Source organism: Staphylococcus sp. 11511212 (assembly GCF_011394755.1).
GTDB classification, from domain to species: Bacteria; Bacillota; Bacilli; order Staphylococcales; family Staphylococcaceae; genus Staphylococcus; species Staphylococcus chromogenes.
In genome coordinates this window covers 91758-104752 of record NZ_JAANBQ010000006.1, presented here as the reverse complement: position 1 = coordinate 104752, position 12995 = coordinate 91758, and the positions used below count along the sequence as shown (strand labels likewise).

Annotated in this window: 14 protein-coding genes; 9 read left to right on the top strand and 5 right to left on the bottom strand. The window is 35.2% G+C overall.

Annotated features, from left to right (window positions below):
* Positions 1 to 62: 62 nt before the first annotated feature.
* The 4 genes from G8Y84_RS07910 to G8Y84_RS07895 all read right to left on the bottom strand — a co-directional run bounded on the left by G8Y84_RS07910 (position 63) and on the right by G8Y84_RS07895 (position 4108).
* Positions 63 to 173: an SE2200 family small protein gene (locus G8Y84_RS07910; RefSeq protein WP_069191690.1), complete on the bottom strand. Its 111-nt coding sequence runs from the start codon at positions 171 to 173 to the stop codon at positions 63 to 65.
* Between the two features lie 17 nt (positions 174 to 190).
* Entirely contained in the window at positions 191 to 1684 is a 1494-nt protein-coding gene (gene lqo, locus G8Y84_RS07905; RefSeq protein WP_037576697.1) for an L-lactate dehydrogenase (quinone), read from the bottom strand.
* A gap of 160 nt (positions 1685 to 1844) precedes the next feature.
* Positions 1845 to 2345 (bottom strand): isoprenylcysteine carboxyl methyltransferase family protein, encoded by a 501-nt coding sequence (locus tag G8Y84_RS07900; protein WP_165806262.1) that lies wholly within the window; start codon positions 2343 to 2345, stop codon positions 1845 to 1847.
* Positions 2346 to 2722: 377 nt separating this feature from the next.
* The gene (locus G8Y84_RS07895; protein WP_165806261.1) at positions 2723 to 4108 is read right to left on the bottom strand and encodes an amino acid permease; all 1386 of its coding nucleotides are present in this window, start codon (positions 4106 to 4108) and stop codon (positions 2723 to 2725) included.
* A gap of 594 nt (positions 4109 to 4702) precedes the next feature.
* On the opposite strand from G8Y84_RS07895, the gene G8Y84_RS07890 reads away from it, so the two are divergent.
* From G8Y84_RS07890 to G8Y84_RS07865, 6 genes are all read left to right on the top strand, one after another.
* Complete coding sequence (locus G8Y84_RS07890; protein WP_103159545.1) at positions 4703 to 5251, top strand: DUF4064 domain-containing protein; 549 nt, start codon at positions 4703 to 4705, stop codon at positions 5249 to 5251.
* Between the two features lie 101 nt (positions 5252 to 5352).
* On the top strand, positions 5353 to 6516 hold the full coding sequence (locus G8Y84_RS07885; RefSeq protein ID WP_165806260.1) for an amidohydrolase: 1164 nt from the start codon (positions 5353 to 5355) through the stop codon (positions 6514 to 6516).
* A gap of 95 nt (positions 6517 to 6611) precedes the next feature.
* Positions 6612 to 7280, top strand: a complete 669-nt coding sequence (locus G8Y84_RS07880) for a response regulator transcription factor (RefSeq protein WP_105967358.1) — start codon at positions 6612 to 6614, stop codon at positions 7278 to 7280.
* A gap of 83 nt (positions 7281 to 7363) precedes the next feature.
* Positions 7364 to 8272: an ABC transporter ATP-binding protein gene (locus G8Y84_RS07875; RefSeq protein ID WP_165806259.1), complete on the top strand. Its 909-nt coding sequence runs from the start codon at positions 7364 to 7366 to the stop codon at positions 8270 to 8272.
* Complete coding sequence (locus G8Y84_RS07870; RefSeq protein WP_105965796.1) at positions 8272 to 9021, top strand: hypothetical protein; 750 nt, start codon at positions 8272 to 8274, stop codon at positions 9019 to 9021. The genes G8Y84_RS07875 and G8Y84_RS07870 overlap by 1 nt, the downstream gene beginning before the upstream one ends.
* A gap of 22 nt (positions 9022 to 9043) precedes the next feature.
* Entirely contained in the window at positions 9044 to 9946 is a 903-nt protein-coding gene (locus G8Y84_RS07865; protein WP_165806258.1) for a sensor histidine kinase, read from the top strand.
* A gap of 59 nt (positions 9947 to 10005) precedes the next feature.
* On the opposite strand, the gene G8Y84_RS07860 is transcribed toward G8Y84_RS07865, so the two are convergent.
* On the bottom strand, positions 10006 to 10443 hold the full coding sequence (locus G8Y84_RS07860; RefSeq protein WP_210433487.1) for a VOC family protein: 438 nt from the start codon (positions 10441 to 10443) through the stop codon (positions 10006 to 10008).
* A gap of 128 nt (positions 10444 to 10571) precedes the next feature.
* On the opposite strand from G8Y84_RS07860, the gene G8Y84_RS07855 reads away from it, so the two are divergent.
* The 3 genes from G8Y84_RS07855 to G8Y84_RS07845 all read left to right on the top strand — a co-directional run bounded on the left by G8Y84_RS07855 (position 10572) and on the right by G8Y84_RS07845 (position 12995).
* Positions 10572 to 11237 (top strand): response regulator transcription factor, encoded by a 666-nt coding sequence (locus tag G8Y84_RS07855; RefSeq protein ID WP_037576682.1) that lies wholly within the window; start codon positions 10572 to 10574, stop codon positions 11235 to 11237.
* A gap of 28 nt (positions 11238 to 11265) precedes the next feature.
* Positions 11266 to 12156 (top strand): sensor histidine kinase, encoded by an 891-nt coding sequence (locus G8Y84_RS07850; protein ID WP_232160146.1) that lies wholly within the window; start codon positions 11266 to 11268, stop codon positions 12154 to 12156.
* A gap of 89 nt (positions 12157 to 12245) precedes the next feature.
* On the top strand, positions 12246 to 12995 hold the full coding sequence (locus G8Y84_RS07845; protein WP_037576681.1) for an ABC transporter ATP-binding protein: 750 nt from the start codon (positions 12246 to 12248) through the stop codon (positions 12993 to 12995).

The following is a 12995-nucleotide window of genomic DNA, read 5'->3' as shown; positions in this document are numbered from 1 at the left end:
AAACAAGATTTTAAAGCATCAAAAAACACGTATCATGGACGCATGATACGTGTTTTTTAGGCTTAGTATTCGATATTTGGTGCTTTGTTTACGTGTTGTTGGTAACGTTTTAAAGCAACAAACGCGCCACCAAGGACGCCAACTACGACTGTTAGTGTCACTAATGCTTTCATGTCGCAACGACTCCTTTTTATTCGTAATAGTTTAATTCAAGATCTTTAGACGTTTGTTTACGTGTTTTACGCATTAAAGCAGGATCATCAATTAATGATTTACCGTATGAAGGAATCATTTTTTGGATTTTCGGTTTCCATTCTGATGCCAATTCAGGGAAGTTCTTTTCAACAACTTCTAAGGCAACAGACACAGATGTTGAAGCCCCTGGTGATTCACCTAATAATGCGATAACTGTATGGTCTTGAGAGTTCACAACTTCAGTACCGAACTGAATGAAACCTCTACCGTATTCTTCAGTATCTTTAATCACTTGAACACGTTTACCCGCAGTGTATAATTGCCAATCTTCGTCACGTGCTTCAGGGTAGAACGTACGTAAGTGGTTCATACAACCTTCTTTAGTCATTAAGATTTGGTCGAATGAATACTTAATTAATGGTAAGTTTTTCGCTGCAGAAGCGAGTAACGTTAAAATATTATATGGTTTAACCGAACGGAATAAGTCTAAGTTAGAACCATTTTTCAAGAATTTAGGACCGACACTTGCGAATGGTCCGAATAATAACGTTTTTTCACCATCAATATAACGTGTGTCTAAGTGAGGCACTGTCATTGGAGGTGTACCAGGTGGTTCTTTACCATAAACTTTGACCCCGTGTTCTTCGATAACTTTAGGGTTTGTACATGTTAAGAATTGACCTGTGATTGGGAAACCACCTAAGTGTTTACTTTCAGGAATTCCAGTTTTTTGAAGTAATGGAATCGCGCCACCACCAGCACCAATAAAGATGTGGTGTGCAATTTCAGTGAAGACTTCACCGCTGTTACGGTTACGGATTTTAACTTCCCATTTTTTATCTTCACGTTGTTTGAAATCGATGACTTCGTGGTTGAATTTTACTTCAGCGTTGTCATGCGCTTCGATGTTTGCTGTCATTTTACGTGTTAATTCACCGAAGTTCACATCTGTTCCTTCATCAATTTTACTTGCGGCCATAATGTCGCTCGCATCGCGGCCTTTCATCATTAATGGCATCCATTTGCGCATTACTTCGATATCTTCTGTGTACTCAATGTTGTCAAACATTGGTGATTGTTTCATTGCTTCGTAACGATTCTTTAAGAACTTGCGGTTATTTACTCCGCGCACAAAGCTAATATGAGGTAATGGATGAATGAAGTCACGAGGGTTTGAAATATTGTTATTTTTTACTAGGAAGCCCCAGAATTGTTTTGAGATTTCAAACTCTTCGTTAATGTGTTTCGCTTTTTCAATGTCGATTGAACCATCAGGTTGTTGGACCGTGTAGTTCAATTCACAAAGTGCAGCATGACCTGTACCGGCGTTGTGGCGTTCGTTAGAACTTTCAAGACCTGGACGATCTAAGCGTTCATAAAGCTTAATGTTCCAGCTTGGTTCAAGTTCTTTAATCATAGAACTGAACGTCGTACTAAGCACACCAGCACCTACGACAATGATGTTTCTAGGTTCTGACTGATTAGACATATTTATCACCTTTCAAATTTAGTTATAACCATTAGCAAATGCTTATATTTAACCAATATATCTTAATTATATTACATTTGCTTTTATTATGGAATTGTACGGGCAAAGAAATTTAAATTTGTATGGTATAAACATGATATAGGTTGAGTAGAAAATAGAATTAGTGTAAAGAGGCCATGACTTTTTCTTCTTGTTTAATACGTTTAATTAAGAAATAAGCATACGGCAATAACAAGATCCACGTGAAAGCGGCGCTTGTTAACAACAATACACCTATCAGTTCAGGAACGATGTTTAAGAAATAGTTTGGATGTTTTGTAATTTTATATAATCCTGAATGAATAATTGGATGCTTAGGTAAAATGAAAATTTTAAGTGTCCAAATACGTCCTAACGTACGAATTACATGAAATAACACGAAATAACTGAGAATGAGTAAAATAAGACCGAAAATATTCATGTAACCTGACGTGGTATGGTTTACAAAAGCCTCGATAGCTGCCCCAACATAAATGAGAATATGTGTGAGTGCGAGTCCTTTTGAATTGGCTTGACCGTATTCTTTGGCACCTTCAGCAACTAAAGCTTTGGCGTTGTTAATCGATATGTATAAGGTATACAAACGAATAATAAAAAATGCAGCTAATAACGTTAAAATCATGATGTTTTGTCATCTCTTTCTTTATGGAATAAAAAAATGCAACCCAACGTGATAATGGTGAGAGATCTAGGTTGCCATCTACGGGTATCACGTCGGTATTGCATTGTAGTTATAGTTTAAATGGGAATGCCAAACAAAGCTATTAAATCCAGCTTAAATCTAGCTTTAATTTATGTTAATGCGTAGGCAAAATGATTGAGACTTCCACTTTAGAAAAAGATGCTATTTTACAATATCACTTTAAAAAAATGCTAGAAATTTCAAAAAACTTGTTTATGATAGGGCTAATCATAAATCCGAATGTGTAAGATTCAATAAAAGTATGGTTACCAAATCCTGAAAAAAACACCCCCTTCAAAAGAGGGGATGCTTTTTCATTATGCATGTTTAGGCAATTGGTTGGCATTTTTTTTAATCGTTGAACGGTGTCTCCAATAGGCAATTGACAACACGCCATACCAAATCGGTGACAAGATAAAGCCGATACGTGTTTTTGGTTCAATTAAAAGTAAAACTAAGATAAAGGCAAAGAATGCTAAAACAGCATAAGCGGTAAAGACACCACCTGGCAATTTAAATGTGCTCGCTTGATGCAATGCATGGTCTTTGCGGAAGTAACTAATATAAGCGACAACAATCAATGCCCAAACCACAACTGTAATGGATGTTGCGACAGAAGTAATGTACACAAATACGGTTTCCGCATTTGGAATGAGTAAGTTTAGTAATACTGTTAAAGAAATCAATGCACATGTAACAAGTAACGCGTTTCTTGGCACGCCACGACGAGATAAACGGTGCATCGCTTCAGGTGCTTGCTTTTGGTTCCCTAATGTAAAAAGGACACGGCTATTCGCAAAAATACCACTATTGGCTGAAGAAGCGGCAGCTGTTAAAACGACAAAGTTAATCAATCCAGCCGCAAAAGGAATACCCGCGAGTGCGAAGAGTCCAACAAATGGGCTGTTCGCTGGATCGATTTGATTCCAAGGCACAATCATCATAATGACCGCTAATGCGCCTACATAGAAAATGATAATACGGAGTGGCACACTATTGATTGCACGTGGTAGTGTTTTTTCAGGATCTTTTGTTTCACCTGCTGTAATACCGATAAATTCAATACCCGTAAAGGCGAAAACAGCCATTTGGAATGACGCTAAGAAACCAGCAAGTCCAAATGGGAACATCCCTTGATGACTCCACAAATTCGACACTTGAGCTGTGTTACCAGAAGGTGATTTGAAAGCTAAAAATACCATCACTACTCCAACAACAATCAATGCTATTATAGTCACGACTTTAATAATCGCAAACCAAAATTCAAGTTCACCAAATAATTTTGTACTTGTTAAATTGAGTAGAAGTAATAATAGAATAATCGCAAAACATGTTAACCATGTCGGAATGTTAGGATTAAAATATTTGATATATTGAGATATTGCTGTCACGTCGGCCATAACTGTAATTACCCAAGACATCCAATACGACCATCCGACAATAAATCCTGCAAATGGCCCTAAGTATTCATGGGCAACTTCTGGGAAGGATTTAAATTTTGACTTAGCTAATAAAATTTCTCCCATTGCACGCATAAACATAAATAAGAAGAAACCGACAATCATATAAGTAAATAAAATCGAGGGACCTGCTTTTGAGATCGTATTCCCTGATCCAAAAAACAGTCCGGTACCGATAGCTCCGCCAATCGCTATCAACTGAATATGGCGGTTGCTCAATTCTCTTTTTAATTCATTTGTCATAAATGTTCTCTCCCATCACCTTAAAGTGAATAATACCCCTTTGATTTTTAATGCTTCCCCTTGAGTTGTTAAATGTAAAAAATCATAGCATTTTACCCCTTGCTTATTTGTATGCGAGTATTTTATACCTATTATCTGAAAATAACAACAATTCGCAAAAATGTTTTTTGATATGAAATCAAAATCGCTTTGAACAATATATAAATATAACGCGTTTTCTTTTGTGAAAGGTATAATATATAAAAGTTAAGTAAATGAAATGGGATAATGTCGCTATTGTAAACGCTTACAAATAAAAGGAGAGATGAAAATTAACTGAGATTTTATTTGAAAGTAAAAGTTTATAAAAGATATGTATCGAACGGAATGTAAATCTGAAATAACTTTATGATAATAGTGTTTTAGAAGTAAAATTATTTAATTTTCAGCGATGAATACGTTGGTTTTATAATGGGGAGTGTAGATTAAGATGAAACATACAAGTGTTATATAAGTTAAATTTAAACTAATTTTTAAGAAAATAGGTTCGTGTTTGTATTGAAGAACGCATTAATATCCTTTAACATTATAGAAAACAACAAGGAGATTGAGACTATGAAAAGAACAGCAGAACATGTATTAACGTGGATCGGTGTCGGTTTACAAACGATTGGAATGCTAATCATTGCCTTTTTCGCATTATTTTTTGGTGCTAGTGGAGATGATTTTAAAGAAAGTTTAGTTTCAGATGGGGCCTATACACTTCAAGAAGCGAACGATGTAACAACACTATTTACCTTTATGATAACATTTGGTGTCATTGGCGGCATCATTTTACTCATCTTAGCTGTCGTGGGCGGTATCTTTATTAATAAAAATGCGAAATTAGCAGGTATTTTATTATTAATTGCGGGCGTCCTCAGTTTATTAGTTTCAATTTCAGGCGTTTTATGGCTTATTGCAGGTATCATGCTACTCGTAAGAAAGCCAGTACAAAATCGACAAAATGCGCCATATAAAAACACAGCGACACAACCATCGCCTGAAGGTTATGAGCACGTAGAAAACCATAATCCACAACGCCCTAAAGTGGACCAACACTTTGAAAATGCCGAAGCGGAACAACGTTCAAAAGACATTCAAAAAGATCCATACAAATACTAATTTTATGAAAAAGAGCCTTAGGGATAAGGTTCTTTTTTTATATAGAACAAACAAATACGTTACACTTAAATTAATACAATTTGTTATTGAAGGGGATTAAAATGGCTAAATCACTTTTTGAAGTTTTAGAATCGAAAGAACAACGCATGATTGAAATACGACGTTATCTTCACCAACATCCAGAGTTATCCTTTCATGAGGAACAAACCGCAAAGTATATTGAAGATTTTTATAAAGACAAAGCGGTCAAAATCACAAAAAATGTAGGGCCACGAGGAATCAAAATTGAAATTGATTCGGGTCGTCCCGGGAAAACACTTGCGATTCGTGCCGATTTCGATGCATTACCTATTCAAGAAGAGGCAGATGTTCCTTTTCGTTCCCAAGTGGAAGGGGTTATGCATGCCTGTGGCCATGATGCCCATACCGCTTATATGTTGATACTTGTGGAAACTTTAATTGAGATGAAAGATCAATTGACGGGGAAAGTCATCGTCATTCACCAACCTGCAGAAGAAGTGCCTCCTGGAGGAGCTCAAGCAATGATTCGTGATGGTGTATTAGAGGGGGTTGATCATGTCCTCGGTGTACACGTCATGAGTCAGATGGAAGCGGGGAAAGTATTTTATCGTCCAGAATTTGCTCAAACCGGACGCGCCTTTTTTAAACTCAAAGTGAAAGGTCAAGGTGGACACGGGTCTTCACCACATACTGCGAATGATGCCATTGTGGCTGCAAGTGCTTTTGTGATGGACGTACAAACGATTGTTTCACGTCGATTAAACCCATTTGAAACAGGCGTAGTAACGATTGGATCGTTTGACGGCAAAGGGCAATTTAATGTCATTAAAGATGCCGTTGAACTTGAAGGGGACGTTCGTGCGTTAACAGATGACACAAAAGCAAAAATTGAGAAAGAAATTAAACGATTGGCCCATGGATTAGAAGAAACATTTGGTGTGACTAGTGAACTCGATTACCACGATGACTATCCGGCATTATATAACAATCCAGAGTTCACAGACTATGTCGCAAATACGATTGCTGAGGCCGGTTTAGATATCGAATTAGTCGAGCCCCAACCGCCATCAGAAGATTTTGCGTATTATGCGAAAGAAAAACCGAGCGCTTTTATTTATGTCGGCGCCCAACCTGAAGAAGGAGAGGCTTATCCGCATCATCATCCAAAATTTAAAATCAGTGAGAAATCTTTATTAGTGGCCGCAAAAGCAGTTGGGGCCGTTGTGTTAGACTACTTGAAATAAGGGTGTTTAAGAATAAAGTTTTGCATTTATATAACAGTTTTACATGTTGACATATTGCTATAATATAAGTACATCAAAAATTTTGAGGTGCACAAATGAAGTATAAAGCATTAATAATCGAGGATAATGTGGAAATTGCACATATTATTTCCTTATATTTGGCACGTTTAGACACACAGTCAACCATTGTGTATACCGGGTTAGACGGATTAGAAAAGGCACAAAGTGAAGTGTTTGATCTTATTATTTTAGACCTTATGTTACCAGGAAAATCCGGAGATGAAATTATCGAAGATTTAAAACGGTTATCCAAAGCTAGAGTGATAGTCGTTTCTGCTAAATCTGAGGTGAATGACAAAGTCAACTTACTGCTTTTGGGAGCAGATGATTACATTATCAAACCGTTTGATAAAGAAGAATTTAGTGCGAGAATTCAAGTTCAACTGAGGAATATTCGCACGGAGTCTTCAAATAGAACGATAACATGGAAAGGTCTTAAACTAAACAAAACGAAGAGATGTCTGACGTTAAACGACCACACTATTGAACTTACTAATACCGAGTTTGATTTATTAAAATTATTGATGTCAAAACCAGAAACGCCCTTTACGAAAAAACAAATTTATGAATCTATTCAAGGCATGTATATTGGTGACGACAATACGATTAATGTTCACATATCTAATTTGAGAAAAAAATTAGCGCAATACAGTAATGATTCTTATATTAAGACTGTGTGGGGGATAGGATTTATGCTAGTGTAAATCTTAAGACTTTCTTTATATTTTACTTAAAGTAATTTAAAAAGCTTTCTTCTATAGTAAAAATATAGGAGGAGGTTTTTTTTATGAGTGATGTTATCGAGACAAAACAACTATGTAAAAATTATGACAATCAATTTGCGTTATATCCTGTTGATTTCACTTTAAAAAAAGGAGAGATTTGTGCGCTTATTGGTAGGAACGGAGCAGGTAAATCTACTTTTATTAAATTAATTGCAAACCAAATTTCACCATCAGATGGCCAAATCAAATTCTTCGGTAAATCAGATAAAGTGAAAAATGAAATGAGAAAACGAATTGGCTTTCTAATAGATACCTCAGTTTTTATACCTCAATTTAACGCTAAACAAAATCTAGAATATTTTGCTATACAAAATGGGGGAGTAAATCAAAGTTACATTCAAGATGTTTTATTAAAAGTTGGATTGGGAGAGGAAACGAAAAAAGTTAAATCATACTCCTTGGGGATGAAGCAACGATTAGGTATTGCTTTAGCTTTATTAAATGGACCTGATGTATTAGTGCTCGATGAGCCAATAAATGGATTAGATGTAGAGGGAATTAGAGGCTTTCGTAATCTTGTCATTCAATTGAATAAAGAATATGGTATTACAATTTTAATCGCAAGTCATATTTTGAGTGAGTTACAACAAATCGCAACACAATTTGTATTTATTGAAAAAGGAAAGATAGTAGAGTCAGTGAGCCGGGATGTTTTATTTAAAAAAGTCACGAAATCAATTTTAATAAAAGTGGATAGAACGAGTAAAGCGGTTCAAGTTTTAGATCTTTGTGATAAAAATTTAGAGTATAAAGTGTTGTCTGACGATACGATATCTATTAAATCTAATGTGATGAATGCTAGTGAGATTAATGATTTATTGTGGAAAAGTGATATTCGTGTTTATCAAATCCAAGAAAAAGGTTTTAATTTAGAAGATTATTTTTTTATTGAGGAAAGAGGTGAAATTTAATGATAAATTTATTAAAAAGTCAATGTTACTTAATACTGCGAACTAAAAAGTTCTATATTTTTGCAATAATATGCTTTTTGCTTATCATCTTAGCCGGTGTGGTTCTTTACGTATCTGGAAAACAAGAGGCTACTTTCCCATACGATAATGCTCGCTTTTACTACATAAATGTTTTAGGATTTAGTGGATTGCTTATTTTACTGTGTATAATGGTTAACCAGTTTGTGCACTCCAAAGAGTTTCAGCAAAGTGAAAAAGTCAGTATCGCTTATGATATCTCCAAACAATCGATATATTTTGGTAAATTTTTAGCAGTACTTTGTTACTTTTCAATTGTTAGTATAATCGCTTATGTGATTTTACTCACACTAGGAATAAATTTATTTGAAGATGGATGGAGATATAGTCTGGACATAACTATTTCTTTTTTAAATATGGCACCCATCATATTTGGTGCTCTTGCAACAAGTCATGCGTTATACAGTTCTAGATATAAAACGATTGGAGTCTTAATGTGGATACTTTTCATTTTTCTATTTTCCAAACAAATTTTCTATGGGTTAATGACTATAAACAAAGCATTTGCCCCTATATATAGATTGACACCACAATATTTATTGGATCAAAATATGCAAATGTACATGTTAGATAAGGTCCATATTGATTTAAAGTGTTGGCTAGTGGGATTAAGCATTGGTATATTTAGCTTGATTTTGGGTTATGTTAAATTTAAAAAAGTAGAATACTAATTTTAAGGAAGATGTGAAGTTCATGGCTTATGGCATAGGCGCAGTACTGGTTGTAATAATTGTTTTTTTAGGTCTTCGATATTTCAGCCTAAAGAAAGAAGTCGAATATTTTACGCAACAACTCATAAAAATAAATCAAGACGTAGAAACTAATCAATACATGCGTTCTGCGACCGGATTAAAGCAGAGTCAAGCGTTACTTAATGAACTAAACACTTACATGAACCAACTGAGAAACTATCGCTACTTTTATCGAAAAAAAGAACTGATGTTGAATAAAGAAATTAATAATGTATCACATGATTTAAGAACCCCATTGACTGCAATTAAAGGATACACTGAAATAATAAAAGAGACTGATAATAAAGAAGACTTGTTAAAGTATATTCAAGTAATCGACGAGAAAACGACACATTTAATAAAGAGCGTCAACCTATTCCATGAACTGACGTATCTAAATGCTTTTGATTATGAGCTAGATTTAGAAACTATGGATATTGTGGAATTCATTAAGGCACAATTTATGTCCTATTTTAAACAATTTGACAATAAGGGCATACAAATCACATTTGAAAACTCAAATGTATTGGAAGTTTTAGCTCACAAAGAAGCAATGATAAGAGTAGTAAACAATATCATTCAAAATGTTTTGAGATATGGTAAGAATCAAGCAAAAGTTCGTTTTGTAGAAACACAAGAATTCATCAATATACATATTGAAAATGATACAGAATATAGGATGAATGATGCGCAAGTTCAAAAGTTGTTTGAGCGCGCATATACGTTGGATGAAAGTCGTACAAATCAAACAACAGGTGTGGGATTGTATATTGTGAAAAATTTATTGGAACGACAACGAGGCCAAGTATCATTGCAATTTGAAAAACCTATGTTTGCCATTATAATGTCACTAAGAAAAGTATAAGTGTGTCACGTGAAACATCAAAAACGCTGTTCATCGTAATGACGAACAGCGTTTTTGTTTTAGCAAGCATTATTCATCCATGTGACCCCGAACGGATCTTGAAACATGCCATACAGTTTTGACCATTCTGTTTCACCGAGGGGCATTGTTTCTTGGCAACCTGCATCCAAAGCACGTTGATAAAACGTTGTCGCCGCTTTTACGTCCTCTTCATCATTGCCATCAAATGTAAAACAGACGTTCATGCCTTCATTATTAACGGGACGTTCACCTTGTGTGGAACTGACCATAAAGTGTTGCCCTAAAATCTTAAATTCTGCATTCATCACAAAACGTTTGGCCACCTCATATGGCATTTTGTATTCCTCCGGTAGATTTTTAAACATCTCGTCATCGCCCATGGTTTTCGATACGATTTCTGCGCCGAGTTTTTCTTCATAAAACGTTAAAGCTTCTAAAGCATTGCCAAAGTTGAAATAAGTTACCGCTTTAATCATGTTATTCATCCTTTTTAAATACTATGATAGCTACCTATACCCGAATTTAAAAAACAGTGCGCGAAATTTGAAGTTAAGAATTCTATTTTTCAAGTTATGGTAATATGATAAAAAAGGAGGTTAATCCAATGAAGATTATGATTGTTGAAGATGATTTCACGATTGCCAATAGTTTAGTGCAAGAATTACGTAAGTGGAATCATGAAGCGATAAATGTTCAAGACTATATACATATTAAAGACCGTTTTTTAGAAATGAAGCCGCACTTAATTTTATTAGATATTAACCTCCCGAATTTCAACGGTTTCCACTGGTGTCAGGAAATACGTAAAGCGTCAAACGTCCCTATTATTTTCATCAGTTCAGCCTCTGATAATATGAACCAAATGATGGCCATGCAAATGGGAGCGGATGATTTTATTGAAAAACCATTCAATTTAAATTTAACCATTATGAAAATACAGGCGCTATTAAGAAGGTCTTACGATTTTAAAGTGGAACAAACGGAACTCAACGTTAAAGGATGTCAGTTAATCACGGAAAAGGCATTACTTTATTATCAAGGTCAAACCATTTCACTTACCTTAACGGAACTTCAAATTTTACAATTGCTGTTTTTAAATGAAGATCAATTTGTCAGTCGTAATGCGCTGATAGAACAGTGTTGGCAATCCGAAAATTTTATAGATGATAATACATTGGCCGTCAATATGTCACGTTTACGAAAAAAATTAAAACAATTAGGATTAACAGAGTTGATTCAAACGAAGAAAAATGTCGGATACAAAGTGTAGAGAAGGTGAGAACGTGCATTTTCTAAAAATGATGAAAAGTGAGCTTGTAATATTTGTATTAACGTATTTACTATTTCTCAGTGTTTTTTACATTTTTGAGTTATCTAAGGAAGCCTATGCCATTTCTTGTGCGATTGGACTATTTGTATTTGCAATCTATTTAGTCATACGATGGATTTATTTTAAGAAAGAAGAAACAGTTAAACAAATGAATGAGAGGCTAAGACAAGATTTAAGAGAAGAAAAAATCGCGCATCGTTCATATCAAAAAGAAATTGAAAATTACTTTTTAACGTGGATTCATCAAATCAAAACACCGATAACAGCTTCTAAATTACTACTTGAACGAAATGAAGCGGGAGCCATTAACCAGGTACGTCAAGAAATTACCGAAATTGAAAATTATACGAATTTAGCGCTCAACTATTTAAAATTATTAAACCATGAAACAGATATGGTCGCTGAAAAAGTGTCCCTCGATGTGATTGTTAAACCATTAATACAGCGTTATGCTTTACATTTTATTGAGCATCATACTCGAATACATACTGAAAATTTAAATCAAAGCGTGACGACGGACGCCCAATGGACACGAATTATGATAGAACAATTGTTAAATAACGCTCTGAAATATGCGAAGGGCGGGGACATTTGGGTGACATTTGATAATGAGCAAAATGCGCTTTCAGTGCGTGATAATGGCATCGGTATTCAGAAAGCCGATTTGCCGAAAATATTTGAAAAGGGCTATTCCGGGATGAATGGACGTTTAAATGAAAAATCGAGCGGCATTGGTTTGTTTGTCGTGAAGCAAATTTCCAACAAGTTACAACATCCAATTGAAGTTGTTTCAGAGCCGGGACGTTCTACCACCTTTACAATTTATTTTCCTCACGAATCCAATCTTTCAAAAATGTAAGTTTGCCAGCAACTTTTGTAAGAAATTATAAATGTTGCTGTTTTCTTTATTCTATACACTAAAGTCAAAGAGTGAAGGAGGGAGTACCTATGCTACTAAGTGTGAGACATTTGAAAAAAGTATATGGTAAAGGCACGAATCAAGTGACGGCGCTTAAGGATATGAGTTTTGATGTGCAAGAAGGTGAGTTTGTCGCTATTATGGGGGAATCGGGTTCAGGAAAGTCGACGTTGTTGAATCTGATTGCCACGTTTGATCGTCCGACAGATGGGTCGATTACGATTAATGAACAAGCGTTACACCAATTGAAAAATAAAGCGGTCGCACGTTTTCGTCGTGATGAATTAGGGTTTGTCTTTCAAGATTTTAACGTATTGGATACGATGAGCAACAAAGATAACATTTTAATGCCACTCGTGTTGTCTCATAAAGACGTCAATACAATGCAAAGTCGTATCGAACAAGTGACCCATCAATTAGGTATTGAAAAACTGCTAGAAAAATATCCGTATCAAGTTTCAGGGGGACAAAGACAGCGTGTAGCGATTGCGCGTGCATTAATTAACAAGCCCCAACTTTTGTTAGCAGATGAACCCACAGGGGCACTAGATTCTAAAACCTCAGATGAAATTATGTCGGTTTTTAAAGAAATCAATCAACAACAACAAACGATTTTAATGGTGACACACTCGATCCAAGATGCGTCATTTGCGAATCGCATTTTATTTATTAAAGATGGTGGGTTGTATCACGAACTGTATAAAGGGGATGAAACGCAACAAGGTTTTCAAAAGCGTATCTCTGATAGTTTAGCGCTATTAAATGGAAGAGGTGTCTAA

Excerpts from the sequence above, each read along its gene's own strand:
- G8Y84_RS07910 (WP_069191690.1), bottom strand. The coding sequence starts at position 173 with ATGAAAGCATTAGTGACACTAACAGTCGTAGTTGGCGTCCTTGGTGGC.
- lqo (WP_037576697.1), bottom strand. The coding sequence starts at position 1,684 with ATGTCTAATCAGTCAGAACCTAGAAACATCATTGTCGTAGGTGCTGGT.
- G8Y84_RS07900 (WP_165806262.1), bottom strand. The coding sequence starts at position 2,345 with ATGATTTTAACGTTATTAGCTGCATTTTTTATTATTCGTTTGTATACC.
- G8Y84_RS07895 (WP_165806261.1), bottom strand. The coding sequence starts at position 4,108 with ATGACAAATGAATTAAAAAGAGAATTGAGCAACCGCCATATTCAGTTG.
- G8Y84_RS07890 (WP_103159545.1), top strand. The coding sequence starts at position 4,703 with ATGAAAAGAACAGCAGAACATGTATTAACGTGGATCGGTGTCGGTTTA.
- G8Y84_RS07885 (WP_165806260.1), top strand. The coding sequence starts at position 5,353 with ATGGCTAAATCACTTTTTGAAGTTTTAGAATCGAAAGAACAACGCATG.
- G8Y84_RS07880 (WP_105967358.1), top strand. The coding sequence starts at position 6,612 with ATGAAGTATAAAGCATTAATAATCGAGGATAATGTGGAAATTGCACAT.
- G8Y84_RS07875 (WP_165806259.1), top strand. The coding sequence starts at position 7,364 with ATGAGTGATGTTATCGAGACAAAACAACTATGTAAAAATTATGACAAT.
- G8Y84_RS07870 (WP_105965796.1), top strand. The coding sequence starts at position 8,272 with ATGATAAATTTATTAAAAAGTCAATGTTACTTAATACTGCGAACTAAA.
- G8Y84_RS07865 (WP_165806258.1), top strand. The coding sequence starts at position 9,044 with ATGGCTTATGGCATAGGCGCAGTACTGGTTGTAATAATTGTTTTTTTA.
- G8Y84_RS07860 (WP_210433487.1), bottom strand. The coding sequence starts at position 10,443 with ATGATTAAAGCGGTAACTTATTTCAACTTTGGCAATGCTTTAGAAGCT.
- G8Y84_RS07855 (WP_037576682.1), top strand. The coding sequence starts at position 10,572 with ATGAAGATTATGATTGTTGAAGATGATTTCACGATTGCCAATAGTTTA.
- G8Y84_RS07850 (WP_232160146.1), top strand. The coding sequence starts at position 11,266 with ATGATGAAAAGTGAGCTTGTAATATTTGTATTAACGTATTTACTATTT.
- G8Y84_RS07845 (WP_037576681.1), top strand. The coding sequence starts at position 12,246 with ATGCTACTAAGTGTGAGACATTTGAAAAAAGTATATGGTAAAGGCACG.